The organism is Rhodococcus opacus B4 (assembly GCF_000010805.1).
Taxonomy (GTDB): domain Bacteria; phylum Actinomycetota; class Actinomycetes; order Mycobacteriales; family Mycobacteriaceae; genus Rhodococcus_F; species Rhodococcus_F opacus_C.
The window spans coordinates 4,642,694-4,661,211 of sequence record NC_012522.1; the positions used below are offsets into that span (position 1 = coordinate 4,642,694).

Below are 18,518 nucleotides of genomic sequence, written 5' to 3' on the forward strand. Positions count from 1 at the left end.
GATCCTTGTCGATACCGTGGGTATTGAATACCGTAGGTATCGTGACCGAAGAACGTCAACCGGACAGTCGTCACACCGAATGGGCGCCGACGGCGCGTCCCGGTCGTGACGTCGTCCGGCAGCGCCTCCTCGACGCGGCTGCGGAGGAATTCGCGGAACGTGGCTTCGCCGCGGCCCGGCTCGCTGAGGTCGCGCGCCGGGCCGGGTTCACCAAGGGCGCGGTCTACTCGAACTTCGAGTCGAAACAGGATCTGTTCGCGGAACTCTTCGCGGCCCGGTCACTCGAACTCGCGGGACGGGTGCTCGCCGAGATCGCCGGCATGAACCCGTCGGATGCCGCGGGCAGAGGCGGCGAGGCCGTCGCGTCGTGGATGGTGCGCGAACCGGGCTGGTCGCTGCTGGTACTCGAATTCGGTGTGCTCGCCGCCCGCGACCCGCAGATCGCCCAGGCCTACCTGCGGGAGCGGCGGCAACTGCGGGGAAGGCTCGTCGACTTGATCGGTGAGCGCGCGCGGGAGTGGGGAGTCGACGACACATTCGACGTCCGCACCACCGCCATCTCGCTGATGGCTCTCATCTCGGGACTCGTGCTGGAGCATTCCGTCGACCCCGAGGAAGTGGATCAGCCGACGATGGGAGCCGCGGTCACCGCACTGTTCGCGGGTGCAGTCGCCCGGGCCGGGCTGATCTGAACCGCCCGGGCCGGGCTGATCTGAACCGCCCGGGCCGGGCTGATCTGAACATCACCCAGGAAACTGTCGATGTGCGCCCAGGTGGAGTCTTTCGCCTTCGGGCCCGCGACGAGTCCCAGGTGGCTGCCCGGCGCGGACTCGAACCGTACCGACGGCGAACCGGTGAGCACGTCCGTCGCCGCCCGGACCGACGGGATCGGGGCGATGACGTCCTCGGTGCCGCCGACCGCGAGGACAGGCACCGTGAGATCGGCGAGCGCGATCGCGCCGTTCCGGGTCTCGAAACTCCCCGTCGCGAGCGCGTTCCCGAGGATCAGCTGAGTGCAGACCTGGCGGAAGAAGCGGGCGGGGTAGCCGGGCATGTCGGCCATGAACCGGTCGATGGACTCCATGCGGGCGAGGGTCTCGGTGTCGTGCAGGTTCCGCGCGATGAACCAGGGCTTGGTGAGTTCGCGCTGGAGTGCGGTGAAGCGGTAGCTGGCCTGGACCAGTGGCGCGGGCAGTCCGCCCATCGCCCCCGTGGCGGTGGTGAGGGGACGGTCGCCGGTGAACCGGCCGACGGCCCGCAGCGGCGCGATCATGGTCACCGACTCGTAGTCGATCGGCGTGCCGATCGCCGTCACCGAACCGATCGGCAGATCGCCCCGGCCCGCGGCGGTGAGCAGCGACATCGTTCCGCCGAGGCTCCAGCCGATCAGGTCGACGGGTGCACCGTCGTGGAGCCGGGACACGCGGTCGACGGCGGCCGGGATGAAGTCGTCCACCCAGTCCTCGAACCCCAGGCCACGGTCGGCGTAGCCCATCGTTCCGTAGTCGACGAGATACGTGGCCTTGCCCGACCGGACCAGGTGCGCTGCCAGGCTCTGGCCCGGCCGGAGGTCGAAGCAGTGCGCGGGCGCGGCGAGCGGCGGCACGAGCAGGACGGGCCGGTCGTCGCCGGTCTCGGAACCGTCGAACCGGTACAGGTCCTGATGGGGCGCCTCGTGGATGCGTGTCGACGGGGTGCGCTGGACCGGCGCGATTCCGCCGCCGAAGGACAGTCGCCAGGCGTTGCGGGTCAGCGTGTTCAGCGTCGGGTTCCAGGCGATGTCGAGCACGGATTTCCTCTCGTGGCGGCGCAGATCCTTCAGGTATCTGTGACGTCAACATACAGGTAATCCCGTAGTGATCCGTCAGCGGGCGGCGAGCAGAACCCGCAGCACCGTTGCCGGCCGCAGCAGCGCGGCCGGCCGGTCGAGAAGATGCGTCACCCGGAGAAACGCCGACCCCACGGCCGGGTCGACCGATGCCGCCCGATCGATCCGGGACGCGTACGCATGGACGGACCGGACCCGCACCGACCGTCGTCCCGGCACGGCCGGGATCCGGAGGTCGTTGTCGACGGTGAGATTCCACGCCGCATCGATACACCGGTTCGCCCTCCGGAGGAACCGGCGGGCGAGATGCGTCCGCCCCGACCGCAGGCAGTCCCGCAAGATCTGCGCCTCCACCGCGGCGACGCTCATCCCCTGGCCGTAGATCGGGTTGAACGCGCAGATGGCGTCCGCGAACGGCAGGTAGTCCGGCGGCAGGTCGTCCGCGGAATAGTGTCTCCGGACGGTCGTCGGGATCCTATAGCGCACTCCGTCGTCCACCGGCACGGCAGTGCGCAGCGCGTCGTACATGTCCGGGGCCGGGAACGACTTCACGAAGTTCAGGAATTCGCCTGGATCGAGCGGCGGCACGTCGTCGCCGTACCCGGCGAGCGTGACGATCCACGTGCCGTTCTCCTGCACGCCCATGAATCCGCTACGCGGACTCGACGGTCCCGGCGCCATCCCGATTCCGGAATCGCCGTCCAGGTGCGGCGGGTCGAGCCGAAAGTGCCTCGTCGCGTAGCTGACGTCGACGGCCACCTGCGACTCGGACGGCGGCGCGAACCCCAGCGCGCCGAGCCGGGCGACGCTCTGCGAACTGCGGCCCGACGAATCAACGACGAGATCGGCCGCGACGACCTCCGGCGGAAGCCCGCCCCGGTGCTGCACGGTCACCCCGGTCACCCTCCCGCCGTCCAGGGTGAGGCCCGTGACGTCGGAACGGTCCAGGATCCGCACATTCGGCAGGGCTCCGACCCGCCGGCGCACCTGCCACTCGACCAGCGGCCTGCTCGCGAGGATGCCGGGAACCCCGCTGGTCGCGCGGGCCATCCGGTGCCCGTCGACGATCCACCGGATGTCGCCGAGCGCGTCGCCCGCAGTGGCGCCGAGGGCCAGGAGTTCCGGCACCAGGCCCGGCAGCAGGTCCTCCATCGCGGCCTGCCCGCCGGCGAGGAGGGCGTGCACGTGCCGGGCCTGCGGCACACACCGGCGCGCCGTGGCCGCGTCGGGCAGGACGTCGCGGTCGAGGACGACGACGCTCCGGAACGTGCGGGCGAGCGCCGCCGCGGCCAGCAGGCCGCCCATTCCGGCGCCGACGACCACGGCGTCGCCATACTGGGTCGTCCGGTGCGTCATCGCGGCTGTCCGTTCGCAAGACGGTGCAGAGACCTCCAGGGTATTTCGCCTGACCTCGGCGAGCGGAGGTTACTCTCGAGTAATGACCGAACAGAAGACCTGGAATGCGTTCACCGTCGAGCGCAAGGATCACGTCGCGCAGGTGACGCTCATCGGACCCGGAAAAGGCAACGCGATGGGGCCGGATTTCTGGAGTGAGCTCCCCGAGATCTTCGGAGAACTCGACGCGGATCCGGGCGTGCGGGCCGTGGTGATCGCCGGCTCGGGCAAGAACTTCTCTTTCGGCCTCGACCTGCCTGCCATGAGCGGAAGCTTCGGTTCCGTCCTCGCAGACAAGGCGCAGGCAGGCCCGCGCACCGCGTTCCACGACATGATCAAGCGGATGCAGTCCGGCATCAACGCGGTCGCCGACTGCCGCAAGCCGGTGGTCGCGGCGATCCAGGGCTGGTGCATCGGCGGGGGCGTCGACCTCATCTCCGCGTGCGACATCCGGTACGCCAGCGCCGACGCCCAGTTCAGCATCCGTGAGGTGAAGGTCGCGATCGTCGCCGACATGGGCAGCTTCGCCCGGCTGCCCGCCATCATCGGCGACGGTCATCTGCGAGAACTCGCACTCACCGGCAAGGACATCGGTGCGGGTCACGCGGAGAAGATCGGCCTCGTCAACGGTGTCTACGCGGACACCGACGCCGTCCTCGCCGCCGCGCACGCCACCGCAGGCGAGATCGCGGCCAACCCGCCGCTGGTCGTGCACGGCATCAAGGACGTTCTCGACCACTCCCGTGCGGCAGCCGTCGACGACAGCCTGCGCTACGTCGCCGCGTGGAACGCCGCGTTCCTGCCGTCTCAGGACCTGACCGAGGCGATCACGGCCGTCTTCGAGAAGCGCGCACCCGAGTTCAAGGGCGAATAGTCCGCCGGCCGCCCGGCCTATCCGCAGGTAAAGCCCAGTCCAACAGTTGCCCGAATCCTCGCTGCGCTCGCATACTTGCCGACTACAAGTAAACGACCAGCGCAGCGAGGACACAGTGTCGAATTCGGTCGAAACGCCGGTGGCCTATACCCACCGGCAGATCCTGGCTGTACTCAGCGGGTTGATGCTCGGCATGTTTCTCGCCGCGCTCGACCAGACGATCGTGGCGACGGCGATCCGCACCATCGCCGACGACCTCGACGGCTACTCGCTTCAGGCGTGGGCCACCACCGCGTACCTCGTCACCGCGACCCTGGCGACGCCGCTCTACGGCAAGCTGTCGGACATCTACGGCCGCAAGCCGTTCTTCATGTTCGCCATCACGGTGTTCGTGATCGGCTCGGTCCTGTGCACGTTCTCGACGTCGATGTACATGCTCGCGGCCTTCCGCGCGGTGCAGGGACTCGGCGCCGGCGGCCTGTTCTCGTTGGCGCTCACCATCATCGGCGACATCGTCTCCCCACGTGAGCGCGCCAAGTACCAGGGCTACTTCCTGGCCGTGTTCGGCACGTCCAGCGTGCTCGGGCCGGTGCTCGGCGGACTGTTCGCCGGGCAGGACGTGATCGTCGGAATCGACGGCTGGCGTTGGGTTTTCCTGGTCAACGTGCCGGTGGGTCTGGTCGCGCTCACGGTCGTCTCCCGGGTGCTGCACCTCCCGCGACGGCCGGGCGGAAGCCGGCGGATCGACTGGTGGGGCGCGATCGCCCTCGCGGTGGGTGTCGTGCCGTTGCTCATCGTCGCCGAACAAGGGCACACCTGGGGATGGGGCGATTCGAAGTCGTTGGTGTGCTACGTGATCGGCGTCGTCGGCGTGCTCGTCTTCGTGCTCGTGGAACTGGCGATGAAAGACGACGCGCTCATCCCGATGCGATTCTTCCGCAACAGCACCTTCGCGCTCGGCGTCGTCATCAGCCTCGTCGTGGGCGCCGTCATGTTCGGCGGCATCACCCTCCTGCCCCAGTACCTGCAGGTGGTGAAGGGCTCGAGCCCCACCCTCGCCGGGTTCCAGATCCTGCCGATGGTCCTCGGCCTCATGGCCGGGTCGGTGGTCAGCGGCCAGATGATCTCGCGGACAGGGCGATACCGGTACTTCCCGATCCTGGGAACCGCCTTGATCGCGGTCGCCGCGTTCCTGCTGCACACGCTCGCGGCCGATACCCCGATGCCCATCGTGATGGCGTTCATGCTGATCCTGGGACTCGGTCTCGGAAACCTGATGCAGCCGCTCACCCTCGCCATTCAGAACGCCCTGCCCCCACAGGACATGGGAGTGTCGACCGGAGCGGCCACCTTCTTCCGGCAGATCGGCGGCACCGCAGGCGTCGCGATCTTCCTGTCGATCCTCTTTTCCCGCCTCACCCCGGCCATCGGCGAGCGAGTGACGGCCGCCGCGGGCACCTCCGACTTCCGGCGAGCCGTGGTCGCCGCCGCGCAGAGCAACGACCCCGCCGAGGCCGCCATGGGTCAGGGAATGCTCAGCCCCGACCACGCAGGCGTCAGCGGCGTCCTCACGGACAGTTCGGTGATCGGCAGACTCGACGACGTGCTGGCCCTGCCGTTCAAACAGGGATTCGCCGACGCCATCGGATCCGTCTTCCTCACGGTGTCGATGCTCGCCGTCGTCGCCTTCGTCCTCACCGTGCTGTGGAAGGAAGTACCCCTCCGCAGCGAGTCCGGACTCCAGGCCGCGGCGCGGGGAAACTCAGCGGACTGAAAGGCAGATCACGAACGGGGCCGGTCTTCGAGGATCCGGGCACGGCACAGTGCGGTTACGACGATTCGTTCTCCCGCAGCGCCGAGCTGCTCGTCACCAGCGGTACTTCGGCGAGATGAGCGAGATCGATCGCCTCATCGCCGTCGCCGCAGGCGCGGTCGGGCACCCCGGCACCCTGCCGTCGTTCAGCTTGATCCAGGAGATCCGCGAGTGGGCCGGGACGCCGGACAGATCATCGACACCGTCGTCCCGGTCGCGGCCATCGAACGCCTCGATCACGAGTACACCGGCACACACCACCGGCTCCGCAGACTCTGATCTGCCTCACGCACCGTCCCCGCGGTGCACCCGCACCCGCGCCTGGGCAAAGGCCGCGAGGGTCGATTCGCCGATGAGCGGGGTCGCCGTGAAGAATTCGATCGCGATTCCCTGGGCGGCCAGCAGGTCGTCGGTCCAGAGATCGCGGATCCGTGGGTCCACGCCGCTGAGACACAGTCGTCCGCCGACCGCGTCGAGTCGGCGCGCGTAGTCGGCGATGACGGTGAGGAAGGTGGCGCTGACGGTGGTGCGTCCCCGAAGGCGGAGGATAACCACCGGTGACCGCGCCGTTGCGGGGTCGGGTAGTCGGGCCTGGAGCGTGCGCGCACCCGCGTAGAAGAGGCTGCCGTAGACATCGAGGATGACGATCTCGTTGTCGGACAGGTGTTCCGGTGCTGGATCCTCCAGTAGTCGGTTGCCCATGACGCGGAGGCGGACGACTTTCAGGTCCATCGCCTCCTGGTTGAGTTGCAAGATCAAGGACAGCGAGACGCCGATTCCCACGGCGGCGGTGACAGGGAGCAGGAGGGTGGCGACGAACGTCGTCGTGAGCGCGATCCGCGAGGTGAATCCGCTGCTCCAGATCGCCATGACGCGTGGCACATCGAGGGACCCGACCGCGGCGATGATCAGAATTGCGGCCAGTGTCGGCATCGGAACCTGCCCGACCACACCGGCGAAGACGACGAGGATCGCCAGCATCCAGATCCCGGACCAGATCGCCGCCCAGCGGGTGCGGGCCCCGGCTGCGCTGTTGAGTGCGGTCTGGCTCACCGACCCTCCGACCGGCATCCCCCGGAACATCGCGGCAGCGACGTTGCAGAAGCCCTGGCCGGCGAAATTGCGGTTGGCGTCCGAGCGTGAGCCGTCGGGATTGGGAGCGGCCTCCGCGACGCCCGCGCCCTGGACGAGGACGATGACGGCGACGGCGAGGGAACCGCCGATGAGATCGGGGGTGAGCACGGTCGGGTCCGGTAGGTGTGGCAGCGGGAATCCGGTGGGGATCGCCCCGACGTCCGATACCCGGGTGACCGACCCCAACCCGAAGGCGACCATGAGCAAGGTCGGCACGATCAGGGCCGCCAGCGATGCGAACAGTCGCAGGCGGGTTCGGGCCAGACCGGCCATCAGGACGACGGCCGTCAGACCGAGCACCAGCGAAGGTACGTCGATGGCACCGGGATGGCGGAGTGCGTCCACGGCTTTCGCCAGTGCGACCTGTCCTTCGGCGTCCGTCCCGAGCAGCGTCGGCAGTTGTCCGAGGATGATGTTGGCGGCGATGCCCATCAGAAATCCGGTCATCACCGAATGCGACACGAATCGTGTGTACCGGCCCAGCCTTAGCAACGCAGCACCGATCATTGCAACCCCGGCGACGAGTGTCAGCAGAACCAGCGCCGACGGCCGATCCTCCGGTGCGACGCTCGTCAACGCCGATCCGGCTGCCAGCGCCGATGCACTCGTCGTGGTAACGATCATCAGCTTTGTGCTGGTGGACAGTCCGCCGAACAGTCGGCCCGCCATGCTGGCGTACAGGCCGTGCACGGGGCTGACGCCCGCGAGAACGCCGGAGGCCATTCCGTCCGGAACGCTGCCGATGGCGCCGGGGAGCCCCGCGATCACGTCCGTCCGGGTCATTCGTTCCCGGGGCACGAGGGCGCGCAGTCGGCGAGCGAACCCGCTCATACGGTTCGGCACGCCGGTGAGTCGCTGCCCTGGATGTCGCCGGGACCGAGGACCGCCGGAGAGATGATCATGCTCGGCTCCCTCCTCTGCGGATCGGAGATACGTCCGTCCCGGTCATCATCGGGCATCTCTGCGGCGGCCGCTTCATCCGCGTCGGGTGAGGCCGGCGAGGATCGTGCGGGCCGGTATCAGGTCGGGCCGGACCGTTGCGAGGTCGTGCTGCCTCCCGGGTAGGAGTGATCGGAGCTGGTACCGAATCCCACCAACGTGCTCACCCACTCGCAGGTGCTCGGGCGTACGTCACCGATGTTGATGGACTTGACGGCCGCGCTCGCCACGGGTGGACACGGCCACAACGTAATGAGTTCCCAAAATCGTTATCACCCCTCGAGGGTGATGCACAGACGACGGAGCGGGGCGAATGCTGAGTATTTCGCGCACGAGGTTTCCGGCTCATCCGGACGAATCGGTGCGGGGTGCGTGAGGTGGCGGGGGGAACGAGGAGGGAGCTCACATGCGGGTAGTGGTGCTGGGAGGTGACGGGTTCTGCGGTTGGCCGAGTGCGCTCCACCTGTCGGCGAGCGGGCACGACGTCACCATCGTCGACAACTTCGTTCGCCGGCGAGCGGACGACGAACTCGGGGTGCAGTCGTTGACCCCGATTCGACCCCTCGCCGAGCGTATCGAGGCGTGGCAGGCGGCGTCCGGGCGCGAGATCGCTGTCGTGGAGTTGGACGTGGCCCACGATTACGACGCGATGACCGAACTGCTGATTACCGTGCGCCCGGACGCCGTGGTGCACTTCGCCGAACAGCGGTCCGCCCCGTATTCGATGAAATCGCCGCCCCACAAGCGGTACACGATCGACAACAACCTCAACGCCACTCACAACCTGCTGGCTGCGGTTGTCCAGGCCGGCATCGACATCCATGTCGTCCACCTGGGAACCATGGGTGTGTACGGCTACGAGACCGTCCCCGTGGACCTGCCTGAGGGGTATCTCACCGTCAGCTACCCCGATCGGCACGGTGAGATGCACAGTCGTGAGATCCTGTATCCGACCCAACCGGGTAGTGTGTATCACCTGTCGAAGTCGTTGGATCAGTTGCTGTTTCAATTCTATGCGCACAACGACGGAGTCCGCGTCACCGATCTTCACCAAGGAATCGTCTGGGGCACCCAAACCGATGAGACCGAACGTGATCCGCGGTTGATCAACCGTTTCGACTACGACGGCGACTACGGCACCGTGTTGAATCGCTTCATCGTGGAGGCGGCGATCGGGTATCCGCTCACCGTGCACGGAACCGGTGGGCAGACAAGGGCATTCATCAACATCCGCGACACCGTCCGCTGTATCAGGCTCGCCGTCGAGTCGGGTTTCCAGGTCGGTGGTCAGGTCCGGGTGATGAATCAGATGACGGAGACGCATCGGGTCGCCGACCTCGCGCAGCTGGTGGCGAGGACGATCGGCGCCGAGGTCGACAGGGTGGCCAACCCCCGGCAGGAGGCCGACGAGAACCAGCTCGCGGCCCGCAACGACCGGTTACTCGGGCTGGGTCTGGCGCCGATCACCCTCGACTCGGGTCTACTGGCCACCGAAGTCGGGATCGCCCGGGCCTACTCCGGGCGGATCGACGCCTCCCGCATACCCTGCCGGTCGTTCTGGAATGAAAGTCGCAGGTCCGCGGTCGAGGAGCAGAGCGCTTGAGTGACGACGACGCAGCATCCGGCGACGGCACGCCGGAGCCGCCGGAACGGCCACAGTCGGACAAGACCGACTATTTTCCCGGCGAGCATGGTCGTTCCGTCCCGCGTTCTGCCTGGTTGATCCTGGGGGCCGCGCTGGTGATCCTGCTAGCCTTCCTCGTCGCGCGGCCGGCATGGTTCACCCACGACGCGGACGACATGAGCCTCGACGTGCCCGCTGACCGGCATTTCACCAAGACCCTGGCCGGATCCGGACACGTGGACGGGGTCTGGCTGACCGACGATTCCCCGTCGACGAGCTATCTGGTGACCCTTCCGGCCGATTCCACGCGCGACGAGACCCGTCTGCATTTGACCGGCTCCTCCCAGATTCCCGGCAACAGCACCGTCTTTCTCAGCGTGAGCATGGACGGTCAACAGGTCTACAAGAAGGAATTGCCCACTGGGGAGAAGGACATCGACGCCTACGTCACGGTCCCCGACCAGATCGCCGACGACGGTCAGGTGCGCATCCAAGTCCGCGCCGACGGCACCCGCCACGACGAGACGTGCACTACCGATCACTCGGCGGGGATGCAGATCCACCTCGACCCTGCCACGGTCGTGGAGGCCGCACTCGCAGAGCCGATCCATACCGTCCGGGACGCCGTGGTGTCCTGGGACCGTCGACTCACCGTGGTTCTGGCCGATCAGGCGGACCAATGGCGCACGACGGCAGCGCAGTTGGGGATGGCATTGACCCGGGAGGGGCACCAGGTTCGATTCGCCGACACGCTCCCGGCCGCCGATGTCGACAACGCGATCCTCGTCGGCCCCTATGCCACGTTGAGCGACCGGGACGGCTGGTCACCTTCACCGGAGTCAGGTGCGGACACGGCCGACGGCACCGCCGTCGGCACGATCGACGGCACCGCCGTCGGCACGATCGACGGCACCGCCGTCGTGGCGGTGACCGTACCCGACGGTTCCCTGATCTCGCGCTACCTGACCGGGCAGGCCGTGACCACAGCCGATTTCGTCGGGGGAGATCCTCGAGCGGTGGCCGCCACACCACTCACCGGCGATCAGGTGGCACTCGCGGCTCTGGGTGCGGACATGTCCGTCGGTCAGATCACCGAGACCCGGCGGTGGCGCATCGGCTATTCACTCGCCGACCTTCCGGGCGGACGCCTGCCGCAGTCGGTGCGCGTCGAGATGCAGCTACCCGCATCACCCTCCGACCTCACGTGGATCCTGAACGCCGAACTCAACGGTCACCTCGTCGGAAGCGTCCCGTTGAATCCCACGGCGGGCACGGTGACCATCGCGCTCCCGCCGCAGGACGCGTTGCTCGAGAACGCCCTGACCCTGTCGGTCGAGCGTGACCGCGACCTCGGTGGCTGCGATGTCCGCGTGACGAGCTATCCCATCCAACTGCAGCCGGGCTCCGCCCTTCAACTCGGCGACGAGACCGGTGCCGGTTTCACGGCGCTGCCTCGTGGACTGGCACCCGGATTCGCCGTCTACGCCCCCGGGCCCGACGGTATCGATGTGATCCAACAGCTCAATGCCATCGTTCCTACGACCACCAAATTTGTTCCGGCACAATATAATCCTGATTTCCTCTGGTCTGGGCAGCCGAGTCCGGGCGAGCCGTTCATTCTGATAGGGCAGAGCCCGGACGTGAATCCTCTGGTGCGAATCCAGGACGGACGCATCACGTCCGGGCCGAACGCGTCGGCACTTGACATCCCGTCCTTCGACAACGGCATTCTGGTGCAAACGGTCACGAGCACCAGTGGGGCTCCCGGACTGATGATCCAGTACATGGGCGACATCGGAACAACTCAGCTGCCCGGCTTCGGAACCGAGAGCGCGCTGGTTGTGACACCGCAGGACAGCTTTGCGATCAACGGCGACGGCACCATCGCCCCGAGCGAACCCCCGCGCCAGGATCCGCCCCGATGACCGATGTCGCACATCCCCCGCACGAACCCGTGCACGAACCGGCAGCGATCGCCGACCACTTTCGGTCGGTCGACAGCGCACCGGCGGATTACGCCGTCGACCGCCCTGCCAGTGGCACCAACGGCTTTCTCGTCACATTCGTGGGGATCTCGATCCTGGCAATGTGCCTGCGAATGATCCTCGCGCACGCCGACGTGATGGACGCACCAAACGACCTGGTCATCTTGTCCTCCGGTCGCGGTGACGTCCAGTTTCCCTTGAGAATGTTCCTCGCGGTCTTCTTCCTGACCTACGCGCTGCACGCGTACTCGAACATCTGGCGTCGCCTCTACCTCGGACTGTCGCTGCTGGGCAAGTTCCTGACGTTCTGTGTTCTGATCGACGGCGTTGCCTCGTTGCTTCACCACGTCGGCATCATTTCGATTTCCGTGTTCGGTGCGCAAATGATCTCGGGTCTCCTCGCGCTGGCGATTTTCCCGCACACCGTGATTCGGCAAGCGCAGCTTCCTCCCCAGGGTCCGCTTCCACTCGACCCACGAATTCCGCCCTCGGCGTTTCTCGCGCTGGCCAGTTGTCTGGTGCTGGCCAGCGCTGGGGCTGTCATCGCACTGCGCCTCTTCGGTCACGTCGTCGACGTCTTGAAGGACTGGGCGATCCTCGGTGGCATCGGCGCCGGTGTCTTTCTCATGCAGCAGATCCTGGCGACCTTGACCGCCCTGCTGGGTGTGCGTGCTCTGAGGAGGTCGCGCCGGCAGGAGTTCACCGCACCGGTGGCAGTCTTGGTGCCCGCGCACAACGAGGCGCACAGCATCGCCGACACCATCGCCTCGGTGGACGCCGGCGCCGAAACGTACCCGGATGCCATTCACCTGTACGTGGTGAACAATGCCTCGACCGACACGACGCACGAGGTCGCCGAAGCGGCCATCGCGGCGTGCACACACATCACCGGTGAGGTGCTCGACTGCCCGACACCGGGTAAGGCCATCGCACTGAACATGGGGATCGAGCAGATCCGGGAGGAGTTCGTCGTCCGGATCGACGCCGACACCATGATCGGACCCGGATGTCTGGAAACCGCGATGCGGCACTTCGCGAACCCGATGGTCGGCTGTGTCGGAGGAATCCCGATGCCGGCCGAGGTGAATACGTGGATCGACAAATGCCGGCTCATCGAGGTCTACATGCGGCACGGCTTCTTTCAGGTGTCCCTCGACGGCTATCAGGGCGTGATGGGTATCCCGGGAATGTTCGCCATCTACCGTCGTCGTCAGGTTCTCCGAGTCGGCGGCATGGTGCAGGGGATGAACGGAGAGGACACCGACATCTGCATGCGCCTCGCGGCCGCCGGCTACCACAACGTGGCCGACCCGAAAGCCGTGTACTACAGCGAAACGCCGGCGTCCTACGCTCACCTCCGCGAGCAGCGAACCCGATGGTTCCGCAGCATCTACCACCTAGCCGCACGCAACCGGGCGGTCCTGCTGGACCGACGCACGATGATCGGCACCTTCGTCCTGCCGTTCAATCTGGTCAACGCCGCACGCCGTGCCATGCTCGCGCCGCTGCTCATCTACGCGGCGATCGCCGGATTCGCCTTCCACACGACGTTCACGTCGATGCGCTGGCAACCCATCGTTGCCACGTTGCTAGGCATGTCGATGATCATGACCGTGATCGTCTGCCTGATCTGGCGGCCCGGTTCGGTCAAGTACATACCCGCCTACCTCTGCTTTCGCGTTCTCCGTAGCTACTTCACCCTCGCGGCCGTCCTGACGCTGGTCTACCCACCCATGCACCCCCGGATCCCCGGGCACGTTCGACTGTCCAGTCGCCGTCAACGGACCTGGCCGACTCTCACCCATAGAGGGTGAAACTGCTCGGGTTCACCGACTGGAGCCCTGTCGAGGGGCGATGCCTGGCACGCTGATATCCATGCCTCCCGCACCGAAGCCAGCATCGGAATCCATCGTCCAGCAGCATCGTGCTCTCCGCGAACGTTTGCCGTTCTCCGACACCCAGGACTTCGACGACGCGAACCGAGGTCTCGTCGCCCGGCGCGAGCCGAACGCAGTGAAGGCCGACGATGGCACGGTCCTGTGGGACAACGACACCTACGCATTCCTCGACGGTGATGCCCCCGAGACCGTGAACCCGAGCCTGTGGCGTCAATCCCAGCTGGCCGCGGTGGCCGGTCTGTTCGAGGTCGTGCCCGGCGTCTACCAGGTGCGCGGGATGGACCTGTCGAACACCTCGTTCATCGAGGGGGACGAGGGCGTGATCGTGGTCGATACCCTCCTCTCCGCCGAGACGGGCAGGGCTGCGCTCGAGCTCTACCGCAAGCACCGCGGCGACCGCGCCGTGAAGGCCATCATCTACACGCACTCCCATGCGGACCACTTCGGTGGCGTCAGAGGCTTCGTGTCACAGGAGGAGGTCGACGCCGGCGAGGTGAAGATCTTCGCACCGGAGGGATTCGTCGAGCACGCGGTCTCCGAGAACGTCTATGCGGGCACCGCGATGAACCGCCGCGCGGGCTACATGTACGGGGCGGCTCTTGCGCGCGGGCCGCAGGGCCAGGTCGGCGCCGGACTCGGGCAGACCGTGTCGATCGGTACCGTCACCCTCATCGCACCGACCGACCTCGTCACGACTACCGGTCACGAGGAAACCGTCGACGGCGTGCGCATGGTCTTCCAGATGGCGCCCGACACCGAAGCCCCGTCGGAGATGCTCATCTACTTCCCGGATTTCAAGGCGCTGTGCGCGGCCGAGGACGCAACCCACACCTTCCATAATCTGCTGACCCTGCGCGGTGCCGTCGTGCGCGACCCCCACGGCTGGGCCGGCTATCTCACGGAGACGATCGACCTGTTCGGCGGCGACGCCGAGGTCGTGTTCGCCTCGCACCACTGGCCGACCTGGGGTGCAGAGCGGGTCGTCGAGTTCCTGTCGAGCCAACGCGATCTGTATGCCTATGTGCACGACCAGACTCTGCGGTTGATGAACAAGGGTTTCACCGGCCCTGAGATCGCCGAACAGATGCAGCTACCACCCGCGCTCGAGAACACGTGGAGCGCCCGCGGCTACTACGGGTCGGTCAGCCACAACGTGAAGGCGGTATACCAGCGCTATCTCGGCTGGTTCGACGGCAATCCAGCCAGCCTGTGGGAGCACACCCCGATCGAGCAGTCGAAGCGATACGTCGAGTTCATGGGCGGTGCGGACACCGTCGTCGCCAAGGCACGCGACTCGTTCGGCGCGGGCGACTTCCGCTGGGTCGCACAGGTCGTGAACCACGTCGTCTACGCACAACCCGACCATTCGGAGGCAAGAGCCCTGCTCGCAGACACGTACGAACAGCTCGGCTACGGGGCCGAGAACGGTACCTGGCGCAGCTGGTACCTCTCGGGAACGACCGAACTGCGCGAGGGCAACTTCGGTACCCCGACGGAGACCACGGCCCCCGATGTCATCGGCCAATTGACGCCGTCGATGCTGTTCGACGCCATCGCGATCCAGGTGCACGGCCCGAAGTCATGGGACGAGAAGCTGTCGATCGACGTCGTTCTCACCGACACCGACGAACGCTACCGCCTGCGGCTCGCGAATGGAGTGCTGACCTACAGCCCCCGCGCACAGAAAGGCGACGCCGACGCAACTCTCACGACGACGACGAGGGCGCTGCCTGCGCTCGCCCTCGGATCCCTGTCCACCGACGATCTCGCGAAGGCAGGCATCGACGTGAGCGGCGAGGGATCAGTCCTCGCCCGACTCGCCGCAGCGCTGGAGCCGGGCGACAAGAACTTCGCCATCGTCACCCCGGAATGACGACGTCTGGAGGCAACAACGGCGCCCAGCTCCGAGACAGGAGTTGGACGCCGTTGGCGTGACCGTCGGGAGGCTCAGTGCCCGATTATCGCCGCCGGCTCAGTGTCCGCCGTTGTCCTTCAGACGCTTCAGGGACGCCTCGACCTCGGCCTTCGCCTCGGCGAGCCCGACCCAGTCGGCGGCCTCGACGTGCTTGCCCGGCTCGAGGTCCTTGTAGTGGACGAAGAAGTGCTTGATGGCGTCCAGTTCGAACTGCGGGACGTCGCCGATGTCCTGGATGTGGTCCCAGCGCGGATCGCCGGCAGGCACGCACAGCACCTTGTCGTCGCCGCCGGCCTCGTCGACCATCTTGAACATGCCGACGGGACGTGCCTCGACGATGACTCCGGGGAACACGGACTCCGGGAGCAGGACCAGCGCGTCCAGCGGGTCGCCGTCCTCGCCGAGGGTGTTCTCGATGTAGCCGTAGTCGGCCGGGTAGCCGAACGCGGTGTACAGGTAGCGGTCCAGCTTCACGCGACCGGTCACGTGGTCGACCTCGTACTTGTTTCGCTGACCCTTGGGGATCTCGATGGTGACGTCGAACTCCACGCCGATTCCTCGCTGTCGTGTCGATGATGATTCGGGGAGAGGATATCGGGTCGAGGATAAGGTTGGTTGTCTGACCACCCACGAATCACAGTGAAGACGGAGGCGCGTTGCCGGGCCAGGGAAAGAAGAAGATGGGCTCGTTGGCGGGACGCCACCGTCGGAACATGCGAATTCTGTTCGCGTCGGTCGTCGTCGTGGTGCTAGCGATGGCCGCCGTGCTGGTGATCGCGGTGAGCGCGCACAACGCGTCGGCGGGCCGCGGCGAACTGACGATCGCCCCCGAACCGGCGCCGATCATCGCGGCACCGCAGGTCACGCCGGTCCCGGACGACGCCCCGGTGCCGACGGCGCAGGGGATCGCGGCCGCGGTCGGTCCGGCCGCCGCCAACCCGGACCTCGGCAAGTTCAGCGGAACGGTCGCCGACGCGGTCACCGGGCAGGTGCTGTGGAGCGTCAACCCGCAGACCCCGATGACGCCGGCGTCCACCACCAAGGTCCTCACCGCGGGATCGGCGCTGCTGTCGTTGCCGTCCGACCACCGCGTCACGACGAAGGTCGTGCAGGGCGCGACTCCCGGTGAGATCGTCCTCGTCGCCGGCGGTGATCCCACTCTCACCGCGAAGCCGGTCGGGGAGAACGGCTACTACCCGGGTGCGGCGCACATCTCGCAACTCGTCGATCAGATCCGGGCCGCGGGCATCGCGGTGACGCGCATCGTGGTCGACACCGGCATCTACTCGGGTGACACCATGGCGCAGGGGTGGTTCCCGACGGATGTCGGCGCCGGATTCATCACCCCCACCGAGCCGATCATGATCGACGGCGGACGCGCCGACCCACTCGTGGACGAGTCGCCGCGCAGTTCGACACCCGCGCTCGACGCCGGGCGGACGCTGGCCGGTGCACTCGGCGTCGACCCGTCGGCGGTCGCGTCGGGGGTCGCGGCACCCGGCGCCGCCACCGTCGCGAGTGTGCAGTCCGCGCCGCTGCGCGACCGGTTGCGGCAGATGATGGAACACTCGGACAATGTGCTTGCCGAAGCGATCGGGCGGGAGGTTGCCATGAATGCCGGCGCGGAAGCATCGTTCGCGGGCGCCGTCGCGACCATCGGCCGGACCTTGTCCGGGGCCGGATTCGACCTGTCGGGGCTCACGCTGCACGACGCGAGCGGGCTGTCCGTCGACGACCGCATCGCACCCCACACACTCGACCAGGTCCTGACGGCCGCCGCCGGGGAGGGGAACCCGGCCCTGCGGCCGATGCTCGACTATCTGCCGGTGGCCGGTGCCACGGGCAGCCTGTCGGACCGGTACGCGTCGGGGAACCGCACCGGCGCCGGATGGGTGCGTGCGAAGACCGGCACCCTGTCCACGGCCAGCGCCCTCGCCGGCTACGTGGTGGACCAGAACGGGCGCGTCCTCACGTTCGCGCTGATGTCCAACGACCGTCCGCCGGAGGTCAGCCGTCCCGCACTCGACGCACTGGCGGCCGCGCTCCGCACATGCGGGTGCCAGTGATGGCCGCCGAAGGAAACGCCTTCAGCGGTGCCGTCGACTGGAAACTCGCAGCCCGGACGGGGGTGAGGCTGGCACGCAGCGGGCCCGCCACGTCGCGGTACACGGCCGAAACGGTGGTCGCGGAACTGGCCGACGCGTCGATGCGCGCGGAACTGCCCGTCCGGGACGTCACCGGCCTCGCCGACGGACTGCCGGTGCCCGCCGCCCAGATCCTCGACCGGGCGGGGTGGATCCACGCGGCCGCGCACTCGATGTCGCAACTCACCGGCGGCGACGCGGCCCCCGGCATGCTGCTCGGCAAGCCGGCGGGCATTCAGGCCGGGGCCATGCTCGCCTACCTGTCCTCGGCGATCCTCGGCCAGTACGACCCGTTCACCGGCGACAACGGAACCCTGCTGCTCGTCGCGCCCAACGTGGTGTCAGTCGAGCGCACACTGCGGGTGCGGCCCAGCGACTTCCGGCTCTGGGTGTGCCTGCACGAGGTGACGCACCGGGTGCAGTTCTCGTCGTCACCGTGGCTCACCGGGTACATGCAGGAGTCGGTGGAGACCCTCGGATCCGCCGAGGACGAGTCGATCACCGACATGGTCGGCCGGTTGTCCTCCGCGCTGCGCGACCGTGGCCGCACGGAGCCCGACGAGTCGGGTGCGCCGGGCGGCATCGTCGGACTCCTGCGCGCGACCCAGGCCGAGCCGCAGCGTGAGGCCCTCGACCGTCTGCTGGTGCTCGGCACCCTCCTCGAGGGGCATGCGGACCACGTGATGGACGCGGTCGGTCCCGCGGTCGTGCCGTCGGTGGCCGCGATCCGCGCCGCGTTCGACCAGCGCCGTCGCCGCAAGAGCAACCCGGTGCAGCGACTCATCCGGGCACTGCTCGGGATGGACGCCAAGATGGCGCAGTACGTGCGCGGCAAGGCGTTCGTCGACGCCGTCGTCGACACGGTCGGGATGGACCGGTTCAACGTCGTGTGGACCGGCCCCGACACCCTGCCCCGGCTCGCGGAGATCGACCGGCCCGACGCCTGGGTGTCGCGGGTGCTGGGCTGAC

13 protein-coding genes and 1 pseudogene are annotated in these 18,518 nt (G+C 67.4%); 10 read left to right on the top strand and 4 right to left on the bottom strand.

The annotated features are described in order from the left end of the window. Positions 1–41 precede the first annotated feature (41 nt). Positions 42–692, top strand: coding sequence for a TetR/AcrR family transcriptional regulator (locus tag ROP_RS21340; protein ID WP_012691481.1), 651 nt, complete (start codon positions 42–44; stop codon positions 690–692). Here the strand turns inward: ROP_RS21340 and ROP_RS21345 are convergent. Together ROP_RS21345 and ROP_RS21350 are read right to left on the bottom strand one after the other, a co-directional pair. Continuing rightward, entirely contained in the window at positions 623–1,789 is a 1,167-nt protein-coding gene (locus ROP_RS21345; RefSeq protein ID WP_012691482.1) for an alpha/beta fold hydrolase, read from the bottom strand. The two genes, ROP_RS21340 and ROP_RS21345, sit on opposite strands and share 70 nt — an antisense overlap. 75 nt (positions 1,790–1,864) lie before the next feature. Continuing rightward, positions 1,865–3,184: an NAD(P)-binding protein gene (locus ROP_RS21350; protein WP_012691483.1), complete on the bottom strand. Its 1,320-nt coding sequence runs from the start codon at positions 3,182–3,184 to the stop codon at positions 1,865–1,867. Between the two features lie 82 nt (positions 3,185–3,266). Between ROP_RS21350 and ROP_RS21355 the strand changes: the two genes are divergently transcribed. Then, complete coding sequence (locus tag ROP_RS21355; protein ID WP_012691484.1) at positions 3,267–4,097, top strand: crotonase/enoyl-CoA hydratase family protein; 831 nt, start codon at positions 3,267–3,269, stop codon at positions 4,095–4,097. A gap of 115 nt (positions 4,098–4,212) precedes the next feature. Further along, positions 4,213–5,871 carry an MDR family MFS transporter gene (locus ROP_RS21360; RefSeq protein ID WP_012691485.1) on the top strand — a complete coding sequence of 553 codons (1,659 nt, stop codon included), beginning with the start codon at positions 4,213–4,215 and terminating at the stop codon, positions 5,869–5,871. A gap of 324 nt (positions 5,872–6,195) precedes the next feature. On the opposite strand, the gene ROP_RS21365 is transcribed toward ROP_RS21360, so the two are convergent. Beyond that, positions 6,196–7,875: a SulP family inorganic anion transporter gene (locus ROP_RS21365; RefSeq protein ID WP_043825102.1), complete on the bottom strand. Its 1,680-nt coding sequence runs from the start codon at positions 7,873–7,875 to the stop codon at positions 6,196–6,198. A 240-nt stretch (positions 7,876–8,115) separates the two neighbouring features. Between ROP_RS21365 and ROP_RS44260 the strand changes: the two are divergent. The 5 genes and pseudogenes from ROP_RS44260 to ROP_RS21385 form a co-directional block, all read left to right on the top strand. After that, a pseudogene (locus tag ROP_RS44260) lies at positions 8,116–8,217 on the top strand (TIGR00341 family protein); the annotation flags it as partial. Positions 8,218–8,389: 172 nt separating this feature from the next. Beyond that, a complete protein-coding gene (locus tag ROP_RS21370) occupies positions 8,390–9,586 on the top strand; it encodes an NAD-dependent epimerase/dehydratase family protein (protein WP_012691488.1) in 1,197 nt (398 codons plus the stop codon). Beyond that, positions 9,583–11,532 carry a hypothetical protein gene (locus tag ROP_RS21375; RefSeq protein WP_012691489.1) on the top strand — a complete coding sequence of 650 codons (1,950 nt, stop codon included), beginning with the start codon at positions 9,583–9,585 and terminating at the stop codon, positions 11,530–11,532. The genes ROP_RS21370 and ROP_RS21375 overlap by 4 nt, the downstream gene beginning before the upstream one ends. Next, entirely contained in the window at positions 11,529–13,406 is a 1,878-nt protein-coding gene (locus ROP_RS21380; RefSeq protein WP_012691490.1) for a glycosyltransferase, read from the top strand. Before ROP_RS21375 ends, ROP_RS21380 begins: the two co-directional genes overlap by 4 nt. Before the next feature lie 61 nt (positions 13,407–13,467). Beyond that, the gene (locus ROP_RS21385) at positions 13,468–15,363 is read left to right on the top strand and encodes an alkyl/aryl-sulfatase (RefSeq protein WP_012691491.1); all 1,896 of its coding nucleotides are present in this window, start codon (positions 13,468–13,470) and stop codon (positions 15,361–15,363) included. A gap of 99 nt (positions 15,364–15,462) precedes the next feature. On the opposite strand, the gene ROP_RS21390 is transcribed toward ROP_RS21385, so the two are convergent. Further along, positions 15,463–15,954, bottom strand: coding sequence for an inorganic diphosphatase (locus ROP_RS21390; RefSeq protein WP_012691492.1), 492 nt, complete (start codon positions 15,952–15,954; stop codon positions 15,463–15,465). Between the two features lie 131 nt (positions 15,955–16,085). Here ROP_RS21390 and dacB point away from each other — a divergent pair, with 131 nt between their 5' ends. Beyond that, on the top strand, positions 16,086–17,471 hold the full coding sequence (gene dacB, locus ROP_RS21395; protein ID WP_012691493.1) for a D-alanyl-D-alanine carboxypeptidase/D-alanyl-D-alanine endopeptidase: 1,386 nt from the start codon (positions 16,086–16,088) through the stop codon (positions 17,469–17,471). Then, on the top strand, positions 17,471–18,517 hold the full coding sequence (locus ROP_RS21400; protein WP_043826733.1) for a zinc-dependent metalloprotease: 1,047 nt from the start codon (positions 17,471–17,473) through the stop codon (positions 18,515–18,517). Before dacB ends, ROP_RS21400 begins: the two co-directional genes overlap by 1 nt. Position 18,518: the final 1 nt, after the last annotated feature.

Coding starts and splice junctions, on each gene's coding strand:
- ROP_RS21350 (WP_012691483.1), bottom strand. CDS start 3,184: ATGACGCACCGGACGACCCAGTATGGCGACGCCGTGGTCGTCGGCGCC.
- ROP_RS21355 (WP_012691484.1), top strand. CDS start 3,267: ATGACCGAACAGAAGACCTGGAATGCGTTCACCGTCGAGCGCAAGGAT.
- ROP_RS21365 (WP_043825102.1), bottom strand. CDS start 7,875: ATGAGCGGGTTCGCTCGCCGACTGCGCGCCCTCGTGCCCCGGGAACGA.
- ROP_RS21370 (WP_012691488.1), top strand. CDS start 8,390: ATGCGGGTAGTGGTGCTGGGAGGTGACGGGTTCTGCGGTTGGCCGAGT.
- ROP_RS21380 (WP_012691490.1), top strand. CDS start 11,529: ATGACCGATGTCGCACATCCCCCGCACGAACCCGTGCACGAACCGGCA.
- ROP_RS21385 (WP_012691491.1), top strand. CDS start 13,468: ATGCCTCCCGCACCGAAGCCAGCATCGGAATCCATCGTCCAGCAGCAT.
- dacB (WP_012691493.1), top strand. CDS start 16,086: ATGGGCTCGTTGGCGGGACGCCACCGTCGGAACATGCGAATTCTGTTC.
- ROP_RS21400 (WP_043826733.1), top strand. CDS start 17,471: ATGGCCGCCGAAGGAAACGCCTTCAGCGGTGCCGTCGACTGGAAACTC.